Here is a 21,738-nt window from a genome sequence, read left to right on the forward strand (position 1 = left end):
AATGAATAACAATAGTAATATTTTATTAAATACTCCTGAATTACGCAAGGAAAATCAGCTATTGAGCCTTGTTGAAAATCAGACCAAGTTCAATCTAAACAATTGTGAATTCAGTATCTACGAAACGCATAAAGCCGCTTTCGGAGTGAAACTTCATTTTGAAAATATTGCATTTACAGCCATGCTGAGAGGTAAAAAACACATGAAACTGGATAACAAAACTAATTATTTTGATTATTTCCCGGGAGAAAGCATTCTGGTAGCACCCGGTGAAACCATGGTAATTGATTTTCCTGAGGCCGATAAAACTCCTACGCAATGCATTTCTTTAAGTTTAAACCCTGATTTTATAGAGAATTCTCTTAATTATTTAAATTACCATCTCCCAAAAGTAGATGAGGCATCCCAATGGAATATTCAGCTGGATGAATATTTTCTCTTTAACAATCAAGCGCTGGCTTCTGCAACCAATAATATTATGAGAATAGCTATGGATGATAATTGCCAAAAGGATATTATGGCTGATTTTGCTCTGAAGGAACTTTTGATACGGCTTATGCAGACACAGGCCAGAAGTATGGTAGAAAGAAATATGGTAAAAAATAAATCAAGAATTGGTTTTGCGGTAGATTACATTAAAAGGAACCTGCATCAGAAACTATCGATAGAAAGTATTGCAAAACTTGCCTATGTGAGTAAATCAAATTTCTTTAAGATGTTTAAAGATGAATTGGGAACTTCCCCTAATGATTTTATTTTACAGGAAAGAATCAATAAGGCTAAAGAATTACTGGCTACCCAAAACAGCATTAAAGAAACAGCATACCAGACCGGATTTTCGGATACTAATTATTTTACCCGGGTTTTTAAACAACTGGAAGGTATCACACCAAAGAGCTATCAGAACAGGATGATTGTGCGGGAGTAAATCTGAGTAAAGAATTTAAATTATTATACGCGAGCTACGGGATTCGTGTTCCGGAAACATATAATTACTTCCAAACTCAAATAAAAAAGAGCCCCATTTCCATGGGACTCTTCTTATATATATTAAAAATGTTATTTCTTAATAACCGTCATTCTGCTTAATGTTAGGATTAGCCTGAATAGCATTAATTGGAATTGGCCATTGCCATAAATAACTATCTACAGCTAGAGTCTGAGCAGCAGCTTTTGATCCGCTACCGTCAGCAATGTCTCCTTTACCTGATCTTTGAATAGAAAGACCTAGTCTTTTCAGTGTATACCATCTGTCATTTTCAAAAGCCAGCTCTAATCTTCTTTCTTTCAGGATAGCATCCATAAGAGCTTGTCCAGCTTCTGTTCCAGGAGTGAATGAAGTATATCTTTCTTTTCTCAACTGGTTTAACAAAGCAAGAGCTGTCCCCTGATTTCCTAAGTTGTAAGATGCTTCTGCTACGTTCAATAATACTTCAGCTGTTCTCAGATACTTAATCGGAACAATGTTCACCGGTCCACCATTACCTGCGTATTTTGTAATGTGGTTGTATATTTTTTTGTTGTATGCAGCAGTAGTGAAGTAGGCAGTTTTTCTTACGTCATTAGCAGCAAAAGTGTTGAAGAAAGCATAATCTGCAACAAATTCTGATCTGTATTGACCGTCAATTAACTGGTTATAAGCAACCCCTACTGTATTACGCTCAGGTGCTGAGTTAGAGATCTGGAATAAAACTCCATCCGTAATTTTAGCCAATCCTTCATTTTCTTTCCAGATACTATTAAAGTTAGCCAATGTTGTAACACTTGGGGAAAGTCCTAATGCTAACTGACCATATTTTACAGTATTAGCATTGTCTCCCTGATAAAGATATACTCTTGATAATAATCCGTATACAGCAGCTTTGCTGAATCTTCCTTTATCAGCGTCATTTTGAGTAATTTTATCAGCGGCAATTAACAGGTCATTAATTACTTTTTTATATGACTCATCTACTGATAAACTTCTGGAAGAATCACTATTCAATGGTCTGTAAGATTCAGAATAATAAATACCGTATTGGTTCTTTGCTGATGATTTTTGTGTTGGGATTACAGAGTAGGCTCTTAAGATATCGAAATGAGCTGCTGCTCTGATCGCTCTTGCTTCTGCTTCAACATTATCTTTCTGAGTACCTGTTAACACTCCATTCTCTAAATAAGAAAGAACGAAGTTAGCTCTGCTTACTACAGCATATGCAGCACTGAACAAGCCTGTAGTCTGTGAATTATCTGAAGAGAATTCAAAGTTTGAAGCTGCAATGTTAGAGTTTCTTCCTGACTCTGAAATAATAAGGTTATCTGTAGTAAGATCACCCATAATAAGCTGATTACCGGCATCACTAGTGTAATAACCTCCTCCTTTAAATGCAGTATAAGCTCCATCTAAAGCCTGTCTGAATGATTCAGGTCTGGTCATTGCCTGCTCCTCTGCTTCATTCACTGATGAAATCTGATCTAAATTTCTTTCACAAGACGTTAACGATACAAAAACAGTCAACGCAGCTAAACTTATTTTTATTATATTCTTTTTCATAAAGCTATTCAATATTAAAATTCTAATTGCATTCCTACCATGATCGTTCTTACAGCAGGATAAGTATAAAGGTTATATGATCCTGGAACGAATAATGATGTAGATTCAGCAGATCCTACAGAAATTTCAGGTTCTCCGTGGAAACTTGTTACTGTAAATAAGTTCTGCCCCTGTACAAACATTCTCAGTTTATTAATTGGAGAATCCTCTCCAAGGATTTTTTTATCAAATGTATATCCTAATGTAAGGGATCTTAATCTTAAGTAGTCTGATTTCTCAATCCACTGATCAGAATCACGCATACCATTAGAGTCTACTCTTTGGAATACATCTGTATCACCTGGTTTTCTCCACATGTTAGCCGCTGACTGCGCCATGTTTCTTCCTGCTTTAGCCTGAGTTGGATCATTAGCCAATAAATACATGTTGTTATATGTATAACCTCCTAACTTGAATGTAAAGTCTGCACTGAAGTCGAATCCTTTATATTGAAGTGTAGTTCCGAAACCACCAAAACTTGTTGGGAAAGGAGATTTGTCTGTAAGTGGAACAGCATCAGAAGCACTGTATTTTTCTGTAATGTTTCCTGCTTTATCGTAATATTGAGCATTTCCATTATCTGGGTTTACTCCTGCAAATCTAACACTATAGAATGCATATGGAGATTCACCTACTTTAAGGTAAGTATATCCAAGGTTTCTTTCAGTTTGTCCATCTGCTAGTTTATCAAGCGTTGATTTCTGGAAAGAGATGTTAGCACGTACCGTCCATTGGAAATCTTTCTTTCTCATAACGTCTACGCTTAATTCAGCTTCAAGACCTTTCTGAGTCATATCACCAGCATTGATATATTGGTAATATGAACCTTCCTGCTTATCTAATGGTACTAACTGTACGAAATCTTTTCTCTTATTTTGATAAACTTCTACAGATCCACGGATTCTTCTCTTCCACATTGTAAAGTCAACCCCTGCGTTAGTTACCGCATTAGCTTCCCATTTCAGATTCGTGTTACCAATGATGTAAACTTTTTCGGTACTGTTATAAGTTCCAGGAAATAAAGCGGCGTTATTTCCGTATAAATCGAAACCAACATTCGCTACGTTGTAATAGTCAGATAATGAACCGTCATTTCCGGTTGTACCGTAAGAAGCTCTAAGTTTCAAGTCGTTGATGAAACCACCTTTCATGAAGTCTTCCTTCGCAATGTTCCAAGCAGCACTTGCAGACCAGAAGATCCCGCTCTTGTTATTAGCTCCAAATCTTGAAGAAGCATCTCTTCTTAATGATCCTGTTGCTAAATATTTACCTTCATAATCATAGTTTACCATACCCGCTAAACTGAAAAGAGTATTTCTAACTTTAGTTCCGGTAAATGTATTTCTGTCAGAAGGAGTTGTGATAGATGGAACACTAAGTGTAGTAGATTTTAATCCATAAGCACTTGCATTCACTGTTTCAGTGTAGTTATCGTTATATTCAATAAATCCTAAGAAATCGAAATTGTGTTTTCCGAATGATTTCTTATAATTTAATGAGTTATTCCATGTGTAGTTAAATGCATAGAATGAGTTTTTTGCTAATGAACCTGTAGGAATTTTGTTGGTAGTTAAATCCAGGTTAGATCCCTTTTTCATCCAAGTGGTATTCATGTACCAGTCGTAAAGTCCGTTGAAATTAGTTTTAAATTTCAATCCGTCCATGATTTTATATTCTCCGAATAAAGTTACCGGAATTCTTAATCTCTGGTCTTCTGCTCTGTTATTACGGATCTGCTCTACAGTATTGGACCCTGCTCTCATTTTCTGATTGTAGCTTCCGTCTGGGTTATAAATCGGCTCGTAAGGAGCATATTTATACATTGCAGCGAATGGGTTCTGTGTATTATTTCTGTCTCTAAAGTTCTGCGTAACCTGATACTGAACTCCTAAGTTAACTCCAACGTTTAACTTTTCGCTCAATTTGTTAGTAAATCCGAAGTTACCTGTATATCTCTTAAGTCCGTCTACATCTTTAAGAATACCATTATCAGCATCATATCCTAATGAATAGTAGAATGTGCTTTCTCTAGACCCTCCCTGTGCACTGAACAAATAAGACTGAATGCTTGAAGGTCTCAACAGGTCTTTTTGCCAGTTGTGATCGTAAACAGCAAGTGCATTAATTTCATCCTGAGTTCTTGGCGTTACACCTAAGTAACCTAACTCATTCTGGTAGTTCATTAACTCTCTGGAATTCATCATCGTGAAGTTCTTGTCCTTCAGCTTTTCGCTGAAACCAAACTTACTTTCAAATGAATAGTTAGTTTTTCCTACTTTTCCGGCTTTAGTTGTTACTACAACTACCCCGTTTGCTCCTCTCGCACCATACTGAGCCGTAGCTGCAGCATCTTTAAGAACGGAAATTGATTCTACGTCTGCAGGGTTAATTGCACTGAACTGTCTAGCAGACATATACATACCATTTACAACATAAGTAGGCTCAGAAGAACCACCAACACCGGCAACTCCTCTTACCATAATGGTAGCGGTAGAACCTGGCTGGCCAGTAGCACTTTGTACATATACCCCTGAAGCTCTACCCTGTAAAGAGTTTCCGATAGATGTTGTAGGAGAGTTTCTTCTGATAGCATCTCCACTTACAACGGCTTGAGCCTGGGTAATTTCATCTGCTTTTTTCTTCTGATATCCAGTAACGATTACCTCATCGATCTTATTCTCCTTCAGAATAGAATCATTCTTAGATTTTTGCGCATAGGCAGCTTGTCCTAAAAAAAACAAAGCTCCAGCACTTAATACATGTAACTTCACATTCATATTAACAGATTTTAATATATTCAAGGGGACAAATATGTTAATAAATATTAACACCATCAATTTATTAAAACCTTAAAACAGCCCTCCAAAAAAGGATTATATTTACTTAACTCTAAAAAATGATAAAAAAAAACTTCAATTATATTTGAAATTTTAAAGAATACAGAAGTATTTCAAATATTAAAAGAATTTTAACTAAAAGTGAAATAAAAATTAATGTACATCAATAAAAAAAATAAAGTGAAAAAAATTAACAACAAATAATTATATCAACGAAAAAAATAAAACAAGTCCACCCCGTTTTTCATCCAAAACGAGCTAAAAAAGGAATACTTTTTAGCGGAAAAACATAAAAAACAACCTGATAAAAGTCAGGAATACCACCTAAAAAGATAGTCTCCATAAAAATAAAATTAAAAATCTGTTAATATATGATCTCTAAAAATCAGTATAAATCAGTATATTTTTGAGAATATTTCCTGACTTTATTTTTGACATTTATATTCCATTTTTCACAAAATAAATTAAACTGTTTTATTACTAAAACTTAATAATTTATCTTTTCAAAAGCTATAATATGAATAAGCAGATATCACATTACCTACTGCTGTTACTATCTTTTTGACAACAATATTTAACTGGAACAAAAAAAGCATTCCAAAAATTGGAATGCTTTTCATATGTTTTAATTTTAAAACTATTTTTGATAACCATAATATCTAGCCCCAGCTAAAACAGGACTTTCAGTTTCTATGGAAACAAGACCAAATCCTTTATAATCTGGGTTCACAGATTGGCTCAATTGCTTTCTGTGAAGCTTTTCATAGGTTTCAAAATCAATAGATTTTCGATGATTCAGATTTTCGAATAAATTCCACTTCTCTACCACAGTTTTCCAATTAGCAGATACCTTGCCGGCAAACACCTTTGACTTGGAACCACTACCATATCCAACGAATCCGATTTCTTTTCCGGATAGATCTTCGTTTTCATTAAAAGAAGTCTGTAAACCAGAAAGGAATGCCATAAAAATAGAGGCAGTATACATATTCCCTATTTCTGAAGAAGCTCTTTGGGTCTTTTCAATAGCATCATTAATTAGCTGTATATAATTTTCAGATTTAGCAACGGCTTTCTGATCCTCAGGAGTTTCATAGGAAATTCCATTTTCCAGGCTATAGATTTCTGTAAAGACTCTTTTTCCATGAAAAGCATAAGGTAAATGGAAAATAATATACCTCCAGGCTTCATAAGGCTTTTCTTTTCCCGCAATCTCTTTATAATGCTGGTAAGCTTCTCTGATCCTATCCTGGTAGCACTGATTGGAATACTGCCCATCAAAAACCGGTTCATCTGTAAAGATCTCGATCTTGTCAGGATACATTTCAGGTGCTCCGTTCAGATCTTCTTTTTGATATTGTCTTCTTGGCTTGAAGAAATCAAAAACACTTTCTGTAGCTATTCCCCAATTATTTTCAATTTCAAGAAGATCAGGTTTTGCAGAGATCAATAGCGCAACAGCTCCACCCCCTTGTGTATATTCTCCTGAAGAAGCCAATTCATATTTTGCATAGTCACTGGCAATAACTACCGCTTTTTTTTCAGGATTTACTCTTACAAAATCTAAGGCATTATGCAAAGCATCAACTCCACCTACACAGGCAAAAGTCATATCTACAACATCACAGTTTTTAAAAGCTCTTTCTCCAAATTTTCCTTCCAATACCTTTTCAACCATCTGCATGGCATAAGAAGCGGTTGGTTTTGCAGCATCCAAAGCACTTTCAGTCCCCAGATAAATTCTTGAAATCTCTTTAGGATTGATCTGATAATCCTGAATTAACCTTAGTAATGCTTCTGCTGCAAAGGTTGCCGCATCTTCATGCACATCAGGCAATCCCATTTTATGAAGCCCTAGTCCCTTCTCCAATTTCGCAGGTTCTATACCTCTTTTTTCTGCTAAATCTTTAATTTCCAAATATAAAGAAGGCACATAATAGCTTGCCGCTTCAATTCCAAAACTCATATTTTTTAAAATTTTAAACTAATTTATGAAAGATAATGCAAAAAACAGCAGTAAAAATTACTGATTTTTGTAATATTATTAAAAATTAATAAAGTAGAAACAGATATCATTAAAGACCTTTTCTACACTTTAATTTCTGAATATAGCCCCCTATCAATATAGGTAAGCTATCCAAATTATTCATCTATAAAAAGAAAGCCAGCAAATTTGCCGGCTTTATATCTTACTTATAATTTTCAATGGTTTTATTAATAACATCAATCTGTTTATTAATGCTTGCTGCATTCTGTGGATTCTGTTTCAGTAATTCCATTTTTTTACCTAACCCATCCTTCAGCATTTGTACCACCATCATTTTAGCTTGTGGATTATCCCCTATCTGGTTTTTAGCGTACCCTAAAATCTTAGTCACACTTTCCGTAGCTTTTAAATTATCAGATGACATGATCCAGTTATATCCTTCTTCTGCAGATTTCCCTAATTCCGGATTCTGAAATTTGATAAACGGGTAAAATGCTGCCAACGAAGCAATTTTAGGCATTTGAGAAACTACTTTATTTTTTACAATAATTGGAAGTAATTGGGCCTGTAACTCATCTGAAGCGCCATCCAAATTAATTTTATCAGCTAGTGAATTAGCCTTTGACGGATCAATAGCAAGAATAGCTCCTAACGAACTTCCTTTTACAGCATTCGAAATGGCGCTCATTCCTTTTTCAAAAAGAGGAAGGTATTTTTTATCTTTTGTTTTAGCCAAGGCAGTAATTGCTGCAGCCTGTGTTAATGTTTTAGGATCATTGGAAGCCAGTTTTTCAACTTCAACTCCTAATGCTTTCATTTGTTCAGGGTTGCTAAGGTCTACCAATTCCAACGCCTGAATTCTTACTCTGAAAAAAGGATCTTTTAACGCTGCTGCCAATAATTTGGTTGCTGCAGGGTTTTTACCTACCTGATCTTTTATTCCTGCTAAAGCATTATATCTGTTTTTAAATTCTTTAGAATTTGTAAACTGTAAAAGATTCTGTTCCGGAGTTTTTGTATCAGTAATATCTGCCAATAGAACACCATCTGCATTAATATTCACTAAATCCGGAGCTTTGGAAACATCAAAATTAAATGTATTCTTCGCATCAGCGTTTACCCAAACATTATATCTTTTTGGTTTTCCATTGTCATACACATCAATTGCTAAAGGAAATTCAAACATCTGATCCTGAGTCTGATTAATCGTAACAGCTACTTGTTTTTTCACAGGTTCAAATGTAAATGAATAGTTGACCTTCGGGTTTCCGTTTCCGAAATACCATTGATTAAAGAACCAGTTCAGGTCTTTTCCTGAAACTTTTTCAAAGGAAAGTCTCAACTGATGTGCTTCTGCATTCTGATATTCATTTGTTTTCAGGTAGTCATTCATCCCAGCAAAAAAAGCATCATCTCCTAAATAGTTTCTTAACATATTGAGAATTCCCCCTCCTTTCTGATAGGTTACCAGATCAAATACATCTTCACGGGATGCATAATTGAATCTTACCAAGTTTTTATTAAAATCAGATGGATTATGGATGTATCTGTTCACATCAGTCATCAGGTGATAATCGGCCTGATCTTTTCCATATTTATGTTCATTCCAAAGGTATTCAGAATAATTAGCGAAGGATTCGTTCACTGTAAGGTTACTCCAGCTTTCTGCGGTTACCAGATCTCCAAACCAATGATGAAATAGTTCGTGAGCAATGGTATCTTCCCATGTATTTTCATCGATGAGCTGTCCCGGTTTTTGAAGAATATCACTTCCATGAAGCGTTGCTGTTGTATTTTCCATAGCACCACTCACATAGTTTCTACCGGAAATTTGTGCATATTTAGCCCATGGATAATCGTAATTCATTCTTTTAGAGAAAAAATCGATCATTTCCGGAGTATTTCCATAGATCTGTTTAGCGTAAGGCTCATATTCTTTTTCGATATAGTAATCAACAGGAATATTCTTCCATTTATCTTTTACAATAGCATACTCTCCTACTCCCATGAAGAAAAGGTAAGTAGAATGTCTTTTATCCATTACCCAATGATCGGTTCTTAATCCGCTAGATTCTTTTTGAGAGTCTTTCAGGATACCATTTGATAGAGTAACATATTTATCAGGAACTGTCATATAGATTTCCTGAGTTGTTTTCTGATTGGGTTTATCAATGGTTGGAAACCACGCAGAAGAGGCTTCTGTTTCTCCTTGAGTCCAGATTTGCGTCGGAAGTTCCGGATCTGTTCCCTGAGCATTAATGAAATAAAGTCCTTTGGCATCATTGATGGCCATACTTCCCTGTTGTTTCACTTCGTTCGGACGGGATGTATATTTGATATAGACTGTATAATCCTGATTTTTCTGATAGGTTTTATCCAGTGTAATTTTCAGGATATCATCTTTGTATTCGTATTTTAAAGGAGATTTTTTACCATTGTTATCAAGAGCTACTTCATGAATCAGCATTGCTTTTGCGTCAAGAATCAACTCATTGGCAGGATAGAAATACGGTGAAGCCGTTAACCATTCTTCCCCATTCATCTGTTCTTTCTGATAATCGAAGTTTACCTTCAGCTTGGTGTGTTTCAGTTCTGTTACCTTAGTATGGGTAGCTCTGTACACTTTTTCTCTTCCTGAAGTTTCAGTTTGTGCTGATACATTGGCGGAAAATAAAATTCCTAATATCGCAATCGATAAAATGGCCTTTCTCATCTGTCTACTTTATAATTTTAGAGTTATTTTTTTATTATGATATCGAAAATATCATTGACTAAAGTTTCATAGTCACCGGTTTTCAACTGTTCTTTTGTTTTGGCAAAAGCTTTTTTCAGTTCACTTTGCGGGTTTTCATCGTCAACAATTTCTGCTGAAGCAACCCCTTTTAACTGAAGAACAATATTTTTCAGTACTTCAGGGTTGGCATTCTCTTCAATATTTATCTTTAAATACTTCATAATTTTTGTGATTGGATTTATAATAATCCCTTTTGTTAAAGGGTCAGAATCAAGTTCTTTCAAATTTAAAACTTATTTTAGAAACAATGGGTCTGTTAGTGTTTTTTTAAAGGAGATTTTTATGGGAAGAATGAAGAGGTTAGAGGCTGGAAGCAGGAGGTTGAAAGTTACTATCGGACGAAATATGAAATTTAAATTATCCTAAAAAAATTATATTTATGGAAAAAGGATGAGTAATCTTGTTTTGATTATAGCAAAGGAAAATCCAATAATAAAATATCAGTTATTGGCGGGCTGAGAGTACTTCCCGCTCCGAGCTTCTGACTTCCAGCCTTATTTACTATTTCTCTCTAACAATCTTTCCGTTTTTATACAGAAATATCAATTCACATTTCGTCTGTCTGTCCACATTAAAAATAAATACTTTTTCAGGATCAATACCATTCATTTCAGACAGCCTACGGCATTCCCAGTTGTTATAAAAAATAGGTTCTCTCAGAATAAAGTGTGGATTAGTCTTCAATTCAGTGAACATGTCATATCCTAAACAAACCACTCCACTTTCAATATTTTCAGCTTTTAATGTTTTACTCAATTCGTGAAACATTTTATAATTAAACTGACTGGCATAGATCCATGCATTTTTCACACTCATATTGGTGGCAAGTAAAAGGAAAGCAAATCCTGCAAAAAGAGAACTGATTGTTTTATTTCCCAACTTCAGCTTAAAGGACAAATAAATGATTCCTGAAACGAGAAAGAGTGTATAAAAAAGCCTGATGGCTCCGAGGCTTCGGTTATCAAAGCCAAAAAGAGTAGGAATATAAGCAGAAACATAGAAAACGCTTATAGCAAGAATTATTGAGACCAAAGAAATTAATCCTACATTTTTAATGGCTTTTAATCTGCTTTTAAAATCGTAGCCAATAAATACCTTATAGACAACAGAAGATATGATTAAAGCCAAAAGTATTTCTACAATATGAAGATTTTTAAGATTTATTAATCCTTTATATATTCCTACAAAAATATCTTTGAAAAATAATTTTGCTGTTAAAATGGTCACCTGTACTACTCTTTTCAATTCGAAAATTTTCCCGACTTCATCTCTTTGGTAAGAATGAGCAAATATTGCCGGCTGAATGACTTTTCTGAAAAGAACAACTGATCCAATAGTTAGCAACAGAAAAACGATTCTTTTTTTATTTTCCTTGATTAAATAAAGATTTAGCAGAATCAATGGCAGAAAAATCTCATAGCTTAATATTGAAAGTATAAAAAACAAAGCACTGAACAGAATGTTTTTACGAACATAAACATAATAAATGCTCAGACTAAAAAATATCGTTGCCAGGTTTGAATTCAGCATGATTGGAGAAAACTGAATACTTGTACCGATTAAAGAGCATGAATACAGCAAAGTGATCAAACTGGCCAATTCTTTTGACAGAACTTTTTGTGCCACCCAATAAATAGCAAACAGCGAAAGTGGGAAAAAGAGTATTCCTAAAAGATAAATGGATTCGTTATACTTTGAAAGAAAAACCAAAGTTCCTGTGATAAATCCAGATACCGGTCTTGCTGCCATATTGGAAGAATCCAGATAGGAACCAATATAACTGAAATAAGATTTAGAAATATGCCTGGCGTTATAAGCTTCTTTTAAATCATCTGTTACAATGACCTTTTCCGTGAAAACAGACAGCCATATATAAAGGTTGTAAACAACGATCAGTATATTCAAAAATATCAGATACGTATTGTTTATTTTTTTTCCCATATTATTTTTTCAAAATTTGTGGTGAAAATTAAATTCTCACAAACTTCAAAAATAATAGAAATCTGTCAATTACAAAAGGTAATAAAAAAGTATGTATGATATTAAATTGCTACGGGCGCCTTAATTCCCGGATGTGGATCATAGTTTTCCAATGCAAAATCTCCAAAATCGAAATCGAAGATATTTTTAACATCAGGATTCAGTTTCATGGTAGGAAGCGCCCTTGTTTCTCTTGAAAGCTGTCTGTTCACCTGTTCAAAGTGGTTATTGTAAATGTGAACATCTCCAAAACTATGCACATAATCTCCCACTTCAAGATCACAAACCTGTGCTACCATCATCAATAACAATGCATAACTTGCAATATTGAAAGGAACACCTAGGAAGACATCCGCACTTCTCTGATACAGCTGCAATGATAATTTCCCATCTGCTACATAAAACTGGAATAATGCATGACAAGGTGCCAAAGCCATATTGGGGATCTCAGCAACATTCCATGCAGAAACGATCAGCCTTCTGGAATCCGGATTTTTTTTGATCTGATCTATTACTTCTGTGATCTGATCTACAATTTTTCCGTCTGCTCCGTTCCAGCTTCTCCACTGCGCTCCGTAAACAGGTCCTAAATCTCCGTTTTCATTCGCCCATTCATCCCAGATACTTACTCCGTTATCTTTAAGGTATTGGATATTGGTATCTCCTTTCAGAAACCAAAGCAATTCATAGATAATGGATTTTAAATGTACTTTTTTGGTGGTTACCAATGGAAAACCTTTTGACAGATCATATCTTAACTGATACCCGAACACACTTCTGGTTCCGGTTCCAGTTCTATCGGTTTTATCAGTTCCGTTGTCTAAAATATGTTGTAAAAGATCCAGATAGTTTTGCATTTTGAAAAGGAATTTATGGGTCAAATTTAGTAAAAAAAAACACCCAGCCTATGGATGCTTTTTATAAGATGTATATCTCTTTTCTATTAAACAGGTGTATATCCAACATCTTCAAGCTATTAAGACAACAGAGGGACTATAATACGGAGACACTAATTTTTTCACTGTTACCGCTGATTGATTTTAGTTGCCCATATCTGTTTTTATCCATGAATTTATCATTTGAATATTCCAGTCTCACCGGGCCAAATTTGGTAAGTTTTTGAAATTTACTTTCATCAATAATATCTTTTGTTCCATAATCTATAGAAATATCACCTATCGTTTTTAGTTTTCCTAATCTGCTGTTATCAATAACATCATTTGGCCAGTAATCTATGGTAAGATTTCCAATTTTCTTTACCTTACCAGCTTTCTCTCTGGTAAAGGCAGAATCTTCCCAATAGTCTACAGAAATATTCCCTATACTTTTCAGCTTACCTGCTTTCTCGCTAGTAAATGCAGAATCATCCCAATAATCTATTTTAACATTTCCTATGCTTTTAAGCTTTCCATATTTAATTTTATCAAAAATTTGATTATCGTAATATTCAAGTTTACCATTCAGGTCAGGAGCATTAAAATCAGAAATTGACCCATCCGCATTAAGGGTAACAACAAAGCCGTCTACCGTAAGTTTTACCGTTTCAAGATCATATGTTCGTGAGGAAACTGTGGCACGAACCTGTGCATTGATAGCCAAACTGCCTAGTAAAAAAACTAGGAGAAGTAAATTTTTAAATTTCATACTCTTAAAGATTGATTTACCAAATATGTTCAATATCCTGATTGACATTGTTGATGGTAAATGTCTCTCCCATTTTCTTGCCAAACATTGCCTTTACTAAAGGAGATTCTGCAGAAACGGTCATAATCTTCTGATTTTCAAAAATAATTTCTCCCATAGAAGCTGAAACATAGAATACTCCCTTATTGGTTTTCACCAAAGCCCCAGTCTGAACTTTCTCGGAAGGATCAGAAGTTATTTTTTGTAAAATTCCCTGTTGGTTCAATACCTCATTAAGCTGTCGCTGCAGATTATTGATTTCCTGCTGAAGCATTTCTCTGCCAGTTTCATACTTATCTCCCATTGAGCTTTTGGTGTCATTATTGGAAGCACGGGTTTCTGCGATCAGATTTTCGAAATACTGAATTTTGTCTGCTAACTTAGCTTTAACTATGTCTATTATTTCTTGTTTGTTCATTGTAATGCCGGAATATTTTATTGTGGATGGAGAAAACCACCCCGTCAAAATCGATGATTTTGACACCCCTCCAGCGGAGGGGAATGTAGTACTATTTAATAACTGGTGATTGAGGTTTTATAATTTCCTATCCAAATTATTTTTATTTTTCAAATACGGCGTAGTCTGAAACTTTGAAATTAAAATCTTTCCCTTCATCGAAGTTTCTTTTTGATTTTTCGAATACATTTCTGAAAGTTCCTGATAGATTTCCGTCTTCAATACTAAAATTCACAGGCTCTTTTGACATGTTTAAAACAACCAGTACTTCATCTTTTCCATTTTTTCTTATGTACGCTAGGATTTTGTCATTAGCAGTTGTATTCAATAAATAAGTGGTCACATTTGAATCTCCTCCCCTCAAAGCAGGATTGAAAGCTTTGAGCTCTAATAATGTTTTATAGAAATCGGCCACCTGATAAGTTTTGGTCCATTTAATCGGATCTTTTTCGAAAAACTCAAGTCTCTTCATATTGGGAAGTTCCTGACCTGAGTACAATAACGGAACACCATTCCATGTAGCAGAGAATACAGCCATTGGTTTGGTAATAACTGCATATTTTTCATATTCTGTGCCGTTCCATGAATTTTCATCATGATTAGCCGTAAACCAGGCTCTCATTGACTGGTCTCCGATATTGGAATATTTCACCAATAAGTCCTTCAACTCCTGAAGCGGTTCATTCTTTTTATAATAATCTGCAGATTTATGCATCCATTTCCAAGAGTAACTGGCATCGAAAACTTTTCCGTATTCCGGACTTTCCAACTCATCAAATTCTCCTAACCAGAAAAGTGGTTTTATTTTTTCCACTTCCGGGCGTGCCTGTTCCCAGAAATCGACTTCTACCCATGATGCTAAATCGCATCTGAAACCATCAATATCAGTTTCCGTTATCCAGAATTTCATCGCGTCAATCATGGCCTGACGCATTTCCGGGTTTTTGTAATCCAGTTCAATAATATCATCCATTCCGGAAGCAATGTGGAATTTTCCATCCGGATCTTTCAGATAAAATTCAGGATGAGTTTTGGTCCAGACATGATCCCAACCGGTATGATTGGCTACCCAATCGATAATTACTTTGAAACCCAATCTGTGTGCTTCATTCACCATCGCTTTAAAATCCTCCATCGTCCCAAATTCCGGATTAATGGAAGTATAGTCTGAGGCAGCATAAGGACTCCCTAGACTTCCTTTTTTATTTTGCTGGGCAATTGGAGTTATAGGCATGAACCAAAGTGTTCTTACTCCCATAGCTTTCAGTCGGGGCATTTCTTTTGCAAATGCTTTGAAAGTTCCTTCCTGAGTATATTGTCTGATATTTACTTCGTAGATATTCGTGTTGTGTTTCCAGTCTTTTGGCAGTTCTGTCATCCTCTTTGTATTTTTTTGAGTGGTACAGGAAACAATTCCCAGACCAATTACAGCTAATAAAATTAATTTCTTCATTAATCTATTTTTAACAAAAGTAAGGATTGTTTTTCAGGGAAAAGGGCAGAAATGGAAAATTACGGGTGCTCTTTTTGAAATAATACAAATCATAAAATACTTTGTGAATAATGGATTAAAGTGATTTAAAGAAATAGAAAACACGCTATTTTAATTTAACGCAAAGTTTTTAATAACTTCCTGTTCTATTTTTACGAAGCAAAGAGTGGAATCAATTTCATTGATTCTTTCTAAGCAGATGTGTAACTGTATATCTTGATATGGCTGGTTTCATTCAAACTGCTTTAGTTTTCAATAAAAAAGCCCCGGACTAAAAATCCGGGGCTGTATTTTTTATGTATCTACATCTTATCTTTCGTCATCGTTGTCTTCTTCATCATCAAAGACATCGTCGTTGTAGTCTTCTTCTTCGTCATCATCGAAGCTGTCATCATCTTCATCGGAAAAGTTTCCGCCTGCACCAAAATCATCATCGAACCCAAACTCGTCATCTGCCAAAGGCATTGCTGATTTCTTTTTAGATCCTCCGCTTCCGTTTTTGCTAGGCGCTTTTAATGGAACGTTTCCAAATCTGTACACAGTAATCGGATAATTCACTCCTTTTGTTTCATCAATGATTTCTATAAGCTCACAGAAAAATTCCCAAAGGTCAAGAAGTCCATACTGGAATTGTGCCTTGTCTCCTTTGTTTTCGAAAGCTTCATCAATGTATACGTCTGACATAATCTCACCATCACCATCATCGCTCATATCTTCCAATGGGACACTTTTTACGATTGTTCCGTCTTCTTCTAACAGATTAAAAGTAGAAAGTTCCTCTCCCTGCAGACTGAATGCACTTTTAATTCCTAAATGTAAGTTCCATAACGTTTGTTTTCCCTTAACTTCAATATCACGGAAAATATCCTCTTTCGCATCTAATATTACGCGGATTTTGTAAACCATATCAGTTTCTTAAATTACTTTTTTGCCTTTATAATTATGATAAATCTCTGGTGCAAATATATAATAAATGACATGTGACAAAAAAATATTTCAGGATTTTTTAAAATATTTTTTTTTCTTACATTTTGCCGAAGTTATTTACTTTTTTCGAGCATAAAACTGAACTTCGTTCCTTCAAGATAGACACTTTCTACGGTAATGTTTTCGTTGTGAGCCTCAAGGATATGCTTTACGATGGCCAATCCTAATCCTGAACCTCCTTCTCTTCTGCTTCTGCTGGTTTCTACACGGTAAAAACGTTCGAAGATTCTTGGAAGAATTTCAGATTTTATTCCCATTCCGTTATCAATAACTTCAATCAATACTTTATTCCTTAAAATACTGGTCTTAACAATCACTTTTGCTTCCTGTCTGTTGGCATAGTGAATGGCATTGGAAATAAGATTAATAAAAACCTGGGAAATTTTTTGCTTATCAGCCTCTACAAAAATTTGTGGATGTAAAGTCTGGATCTGTAATGTGGTATTATGCTTTTCAGCTTCAAATTCAAGAAGGTCAAAAATTTCCTTGATCAGAAGATTGACATCAAATTTGGAAACGGTAAGGTTAATTTCTCCTGCTTCTAGCCTGTTAATCATATCAAGATCTGTAACAATGGCAATAAGCCTTTCTACAGATTTATCAATTCTTTCAAGGTATTTATCACGAATGGTAAGATTATCCACCCCTCCGTCTCTTAAGGTTTCTACATAGCCCTGAATAGAAAACAATGGTGTTTTGAGCTCATGAGAAACGTTACCGATGTATTCTTTACGATAACTTTCCATTTCCTTCATCATATCAATTTCGGTAGCTCTCTGCTGATTAAGGTCCGAAAATCTTTCTCCCAGTTCTTTAATGGTTATATTCTCATCATTATCATGAACCATTTCCTGAGGTAGAATCCCGGAAAGTCCCTTCACCTGCTTTCTTCCATAGTAATTGAAGAGAAGTTCCAATACTACACAATTGATAATAAAGATAAGAACAATACAGATTAAAAGACCCGTCTTGAATAAAGGGGTCTCATAATAGATATCTTTAAGTGAATCGAAAACGACCACCAGAAACAGCATCACCAATGTCAACAGACAAGAGGCGACAAGCGTAAGCCTGTAAAATTTCAATTTTACAAAGTTTTAATAATTGTACGTAAAAACAAGGTACTTAAAGAGTTAAACGATAAGTTTATACCCAATCCCTTTTAAAGTCTGAATTGTATTAATTCCTAATTTTTCTCTTAATCTTCTGATGTGAACATCAATAGTTCTTTCTCCTACGATGACATCATTACCCCAAACTTTCTCAAGAATTTCTTCTCTTTTGAAAACTTTTTCAGTATTGGAAGCCAAAAGATACAATAAATCAAATTCTTTTTTAGGAAGAAGAAACTGCTGTCCGCTCTTGGAAACTCTGAAGTTATCTTTATCAATGATAAGATCACCAATTTCGATTAATTTAGCATTATCTGAAACCTGAGAGGTTAATTGTAATAGTGCATTTACTTTAGAGATCAGAATTTTCGGTTTAATCAGCTTTACAACATAGTCGTTAGCTCCTGCCTGGAATCCTGCCAACTGAGAGAATTCTTCGCTTCTTGCGGAAAGAAAAACAATAAGTGTCTTTTGGAGTTCTTTCACTTTACGAAGTTCCTGACAAGTTTCAATACCATCTTTTTCAGGCATCATTACATCCAGTAGAATAAGATCAGGAATTATTTCCTTTGCTTTTTCTATTCCTTCATTACCATTGGTTGCAGTATAGATCTCATATCCTTCCTTTTCTAAGTTATAAGATAGAATCTCTAAAATGTCCAGTTCGTCGTCTATTAAAAGAATTTTTTTGCTCATCTTCTAGTTTAAGAATTCCCACAAAAGTAACTATTTTCATTGATTTCATCTATCTCCCCAATGTTAACTAATTATTAAAAAGTCATTTCGTTTATTGAAATTAAATAATCAACAATAAAAAGAATAAATAAATACATTTAAATCAAATATACGAAACATTTTCTAATAAACAAACAAAATAATTTGATAAAAAAAACAAAGATCAATAACTTAAAAGCTCCTTTGTTTATTCATATAAACTTCATAATTAATTAAAATTCTCCTAAAGTTTTCTTAAAAACTTAGCCCTTATTTTGCCCTTGAAAAAGAAGTAAAAGAAGTAATAATGAAAAAACAACTCCACAAGAGCATTGTGCTACTTGCCTTGTTTTCTGCTGGCTATGCTTTTGCACAAAGCCAAATTCTTGAAGGTAGGGTATTGGACGAGAAAGATAACACTCCTATAGAGGGGGTAAAAGTAAAGGTAAATGACAAGGAAGTAGTCACAGACCTTTCCGGATACTACTCTATCAATCTTTCGCCTGGTACTAATTATATAATAACGGTAAGTTCTAACGGATATAACAAAAAGGAGATCAGTGAAGTTATTGTAAAAAATGATGGTAACACTCACCTGGATATTGTGCTGGAAAAACCAACTACCAAAGAAAAAGAAATTGAGGGAGTTGTCATTAAATCTAATGCAAGAAAAGAAACCATAGCCTCTACTATTGGATTGCAAAAAAATTCAGGTGTAGTTTCTCAGGTTATTGGTATTGAAGCGATTAAAAAAAGCCCGGATAGAAACACTGGTGAAGTTCTGAAAAGAGTTTCCGGAGTAAGTTTATTTGATGGAAAATATATTGTAGTAAGAGGATTATCTGACCGTTACAATCAGGCAATGCTAAACGGCATTCAGCTCTCCAGTACAGAACCGGACAGAAAGACTTTCTCTTTTGACCTTTTCCCTGCCAACGTTATCGAAACGCTTGTTATCAATAAAACTTTTATTCCTGAGTATACTGGTGAATGGGGAGGTGGTTTGATCCAGGTGAATACCAAAGATATTCCTAATAAAGACTTTTTCAATGTACAGGTAGGTGTAGGAGGTAATAATATCACCATGAACCATCAATTCTTTATGCAGAAAGGAGGAAACTGGGATTTCTTAGGAATTGATGATGGTTATAGAAAATTACCAACCAATATGCCTGCAAAGAATGCCTTTAGTATTTTGAATGAGGCTCAAAAAACAGATATTGGTAAAGGATTTACTAAAAATCTGGGTTACAATACAATTGGTTATCCCGAAAACGTAAGCTTACAGTTAGACGGAGGCTTCAACACAAAGGTTTTCGGAAAAGATTTGGGAGTTATTGCTGTTTTAAATTATAGCAACAACAAAAGAAGAACTGTAACCAACAACCGTTTCTTCACCATCAACGACGAGGTAGCCAATACAAACTTCGATTATTATACAGAAAAGTATACCAATGATGTTATTCTAGGTGGGATGTTGAATCTCGCTCTAAAATTTAACAGCAACAATAAAATTTCCCTAAAGAACATTATCACCAATAATACGGTGAACCACATGTCTTTCAGATCAGGAAAGGATTTTGAATTTGACCCTATCAATGGAACGAATATTCAGGCAAGAGAAATTGGATTTAAAGAAACTATTTTCTATAATTCAACCCTTACCGGAACACACAAAATAGATGCTCTTGGCGGACTTACCGTAAACTGGTACGGAAGCTTCGGAATCCTGGATCAATATATTCCTTTGCTACAGCGTTTACAATATAACCAATACACGAATATGCAGGGAAGCCCTTATCTGGCTTTGATCTCCAATGGTCTTTCTCAGAAATCAGGAAGTGTTTTCTATTCTACACTAAGTGATTATCTGTATAATGCAGGAGGTGACATTTCTAAAACATTTACACTATTTGGACAAAAGCAAACCATCAAGGGAGGCTATTTGTTCCAGGTAAAAGACAGAATATACAATTCAAGGCCATTCTCCGTAAGGCTTGAAAAATACAATCAGGGGCTACTTTCTCAACCTTTTGAGACAATCTTTAATCCTGAAAACTTCGGAACTGACGGTAGATTTACATTTGATGAAATTGCCGGAAACCAATACAGATACATCGCCAACACCATCCTTAATGCAGGATATTTACAGTTTGATAACAACTTTACACCGTGGCTAAGAGCTGTTTGGGGATTAAGAGTTGAAAACTTTGACCAGTTAGTAGGCAGCACCAAAAGAAGTGATGACCGTTTTGTAAACACTCGTGTTACAGACTTCTTACCAGCACTTAACTTAACTTTCAAAGTAAATCCTAAAATGAATATCCGTCTTGCCGGTTCACAAACTGTGGTAAGACCTGAGTTCAGAGAGGTTTCTCCTTTAGCTTACTATGATTTTGATTTGGGCGCTACAGTAATTGGGAGCAAAGATATTGAAAGAACTAAAATTACCAGTGCAGACCTTCGTTGGGAATTCTATCCAAGAAATGGGGAAATCCTTTCCGTGGCAGGTTTCTATAAAAACTTCAAAAAACCGATCGAATTATACTTCAACCAATCTGGGGTAGGAACAAGTAACACGTTCAACTATCTGAATGTAGACAAAGCTGACGCTTATGGGGTTGAATTGGAATTCAGAAAAAAACTGGATTTTGTAAGTGCTCTTAAAGACTTTACGCTAGGTGGTAACTTCGCTTATATTAAAAACAAAGTAACGGATGAGGCTACCAGAATTAACAGACCAATGCAGGGTCAGTCTCCATACACGATTAACTTAAATCTTCAGTATGAAGCTGAAAAATCAGGATGGTCGTCTACAGTATTATTCAATATGATTGGAAGAAGAATTCTTTATGTTGGAAATGATCAGGTTCCACCAATCTGGGAGGCTCCAAGACCGCTTTTAGACTTCCAGGTTGCTAAGAAAATATGGAATAAGAAAGGAGAAATTAAGCTAAACGTTTCTGATATCCTGAACCGTCGTGCAAAATTCTATCATGATCTGAACAACAACAAAAAGTATGACAGTACTGATGCTCTTGCCATAGATCGATTAACAGGTACCAACTTCAGTTTAACACTAGGGTACAGTTTTTAATAATTTACTCAAATAATCTAATAAAA

The 21,738-nt window shown here is 34.9% G+C and carries 15 protein-coding genes; 2 read left to right on the forward strand and 13 right to left on the reverse strand.

Features of this window, described 5'->3' with window-relative positions; translation table 11 throughout:
* Window position 1: 1 nt before the first annotated feature.
* Window positions 2-928 carry an AraC family transcriptional regulator gene (locus tag CHSO_RS19625; protein ID WP_045499848.1) on the forward strand — a complete coding sequence of 309 codons (927 nt, stop codon included), beginning with the start codon at window positions 2-4 and terminating at the stop codon, window positions 926-928.
* A gap of 138 nt (window positions 929-1,066) precedes the next feature.
* Here CHSO_RS19625 and CHSO_RS19630 read toward each other — a convergent pair whose 3' ends face one another.
* From CHSO_RS19630 to CHSO_RS19690, 13 genes are all read right to left on the reverse strand, one after another.
* Window positions 1,067-2,533, reverse strand: coding sequence for a RagB/SusD family nutrient uptake outer membrane protein (locus CHSO_RS19630; RefSeq protein ID WP_045499851.1), 1,467 nt, complete (start codon window positions 2,531-2,533; stop codon window positions 1,067-1,069).
* A gap of 14 nt (window positions 2,534-2,547) precedes the next feature.
* Window positions 2,548-5,349, reverse strand: coding sequence for a SusC/RagA family TonB-linked outer membrane protein (locus CHSO_RS19635; protein ID WP_045499853.1), 2,802 nt, complete (start codon window positions 5,347-5,349; stop codon window positions 2,548-2,550).
* A 697-nt stretch (window positions 5,350-6,046) separates the two neighbouring features.
* Window positions 6,047-7,375 (reverse strand): hydroxymethylglutaryl-CoA synthase family protein, encoded by a 1,329-nt coding sequence (locus tag CHSO_RS19640; RefSeq protein WP_045499854.1) that lies wholly within the window; start codon window positions 7,373-7,375, stop codon window positions 6,047-6,049.
* A 223-nt stretch (window positions 7,376-7,598) separates the two neighbouring features.
* The gene (locus CHSO_RS19645) at window positions 7,599-10,109 is read right to left on the reverse strand and encodes a M1 family metallopeptidase (protein ID WP_045499855.1); all 2,511 of its coding nucleotides are present in this window, start codon (window positions 10,107-10,109) and stop codon (window positions 7,599-7,601) included.
* A gap of 23 nt (window positions 10,110-10,132) precedes the next feature.
* Window positions 10,133-10,351 (reverse strand): hypothetical protein, encoded by a 219-nt coding sequence (locus tag CHSO_RS19650; RefSeq protein ID WP_045503006.1) that lies wholly within the window; start codon window positions 10,349-10,351, stop codon window positions 10,133-10,135.
* Window positions 10,352-10,691: 340 nt separating this feature from the next.
* Complete coding sequence (locus CHSO_RS19655; protein WP_045499857.1) at window positions 10,692-12,131, reverse strand: hypothetical protein; 1,440 nt, start codon at window positions 12,129-12,131, stop codon at window positions 10,692-10,694.
* 101 nt (window positions 12,132-12,232) lie between these two features.
* The gene (locus tag CHSO_RS19660; protein ID WP_045499860.1) at window positions 12,233-13,027 is read right to left on the reverse strand and encodes a thymidylate synthase; all 795 of its coding nucleotides are present in this window, start codon (window positions 13,025-13,027) and stop codon (window positions 12,233-12,235) included.
* A 136-nt stretch (window positions 13,028-13,163) separates the two neighbouring features.
* On the reverse strand, window positions 13,164-13,814 hold the full coding sequence (locus tag CHSO_RS19665) for a hypothetical protein (RefSeq protein WP_045499863.1): 651 nt from the start codon (window positions 13,812-13,814) through the stop codon (window positions 13,164-13,166).
* A gap of 16 nt (window positions 13,815-13,830) precedes the next feature.
* The gene (locus CHSO_RS19670) at window positions 13,831-14,271 is read right to left on the reverse strand and encodes a hypothetical protein (protein WP_045499866.1); all 441 of its coding nucleotides are present in this window, start codon (window positions 14,269-14,271) and stop codon (window positions 13,831-13,833) included.
* Between the two features lie 142 nt (window positions 14,272-14,413).
* Window positions 14,414-15,763 carry an alpha-amylase family glycosyl hydrolase gene (locus tag CHSO_RS19675; RefSeq protein WP_045499869.1) on the reverse strand — a complete coding sequence of 450 codons (1,350 nt, stop codon included), beginning with the start codon at window positions 15,761-15,763 and terminating at the stop codon, window positions 14,414-14,416.
* A gap of 348 nt (window positions 15,764-16,111) precedes the next feature.
* Complete coding sequence (locus tag CHSO_RS19680) at window positions 16,112-16,708, reverse strand: IS1096 element passenger TnpR family protein (protein WP_045499872.1); 597 nt, start codon at window positions 16,706-16,708, stop codon at window positions 16,112-16,114.
* A 134-nt stretch (window positions 16,709-16,842) separates the two neighbouring features.
* Window positions 16,843-17,874, reverse strand: coding sequence for a sensor histidine kinase (locus CHSO_RS19685; protein WP_045499876.1), 1,032 nt, complete (start codon window positions 17,872-17,874; stop codon window positions 16,843-16,845).
* Window positions 17,875-17,922: 48 nt separating this feature from the next.
* Window positions 17,923-18,597, reverse strand: coding sequence for a response regulator (locus CHSO_RS19690; protein WP_045499879.1), 675 nt, complete (start codon window positions 18,595-18,597; stop codon window positions 17,923-17,925).
* A 325-nt stretch (window positions 18,598-18,922) separates the two neighbouring features.
* Here CHSO_RS19690 and CHSO_RS19695 point away from each other — a divergent pair, with 325 nt between their 5' ends.
* Window positions 18,923-21,712 (forward strand): TonB-dependent receptor, encoded by a 2,790-nt coding sequence (locus CHSO_RS19695; RefSeq protein ID WP_045499882.1) that lies wholly within the window; start codon window positions 18,923-18,925, stop codon window positions 21,710-21,712.
* The last annotated feature ends 26 nt before the right edge of the window (window positions 21,713-21,738 follow it).

It is taken from the genome of Chryseobacterium sp. StRB126 (assembly GCF_000829375.1).
Lineage (GTDB): Bacteria > Bacteroidota > Bacteroidia > Flavobacteriales > Weeksellaceae > Chryseobacterium.

Coding starts and splice junctions, on each gene's coding strand:
- CHSO_RS19650 (WP_045503006.1), bottom strand. CDS start 10,351: ATGAAGTATTTAAAGATAAATATTGAAGAGAATGCCAACCCTGAAGTA.
- CHSO_RS19660 (WP_045499860.1), bottom strand. CDS start 13,027: ATGCAAAACTATCTGGATCTTTTACAACATATTTTAGACAACGGAACT.
- CHSO_RS19695 (WP_045499882.1), top strand. CDS start 18,923: ATGAAAAAACAACTCCACAAGAGCATTGTGCTACTTGCCTTGTTTTCT.
- CHSO_RS19655 (WP_045499857.1), bottom strand. CDS start 12,131: ATGGGAAAAAAAATAAACAATACGTATCTGATATTTTTGAATATACTG.
- CHSO_RS19630 (WP_045499851.1), bottom strand. CDS start 2,533: ATGAAAAAGAATATAATAAAAATAAGTTTAGCTGCGTTGACTGTTTTT.
- CHSO_RS19680 (WP_045499872.1), bottom strand. CDS start 16,708: ATGGTTTACAAAATCCGCGTAATATTAGATGCGAAAGAGGATATTTTC.
- CHSO_RS19645 (WP_045499855.1), bottom strand. CDS start 10,109: ATGAGAAAGGCCATTTTATCGATTGCGATATTAGGAATTTTATTTTCC.
- CHSO_RS19670 (WP_045499866.1), bottom strand. CDS start 14,271: ATGAACAAACAAGAAATAATAGACATAGTTAAAGCTAAGTTAGCAGAC.
- CHSO_RS19675 (WP_045499869.1), bottom strand. CDS start 15,763: ATGAAGAAATTAATTTTATTAGCTGTAATTGGTCTGGGAATTGTTTCC.
- CHSO_RS19635 (WP_045499853.1), bottom strand. CDS start 5,349: ATGAATGTGAAGTTACATGTATTAAGTGCTGGAGCTTTGTTTTTTTTA.
- CHSO_RS19690 (WP_045499879.1), bottom strand. CDS start 18,597: ATGAGCAAAAAAATTCTTTTAATAGACGACGAACTGGACATTTTAGAG.
- CHSO_RS19665 (WP_045499863.1), bottom strand. CDS start 13,814: ATGAAATTTAAAAATTTACTTCTCCTAGTTTTTTTACTAGGCAGTTTG.
- CHSO_RS19625 (WP_045499848.1), top strand. CDS start 2: ATGAATAACAATAGTAATATTTTATTAAATACTCCTGAATTACGCAAG.
- CHSO_RS19640 (WP_045499854.1), bottom strand. CDS start 7,375: ATGAGTTTTGGAATTGAAGCGGCAAGCTATTATGTGCCTTCTTTATAT.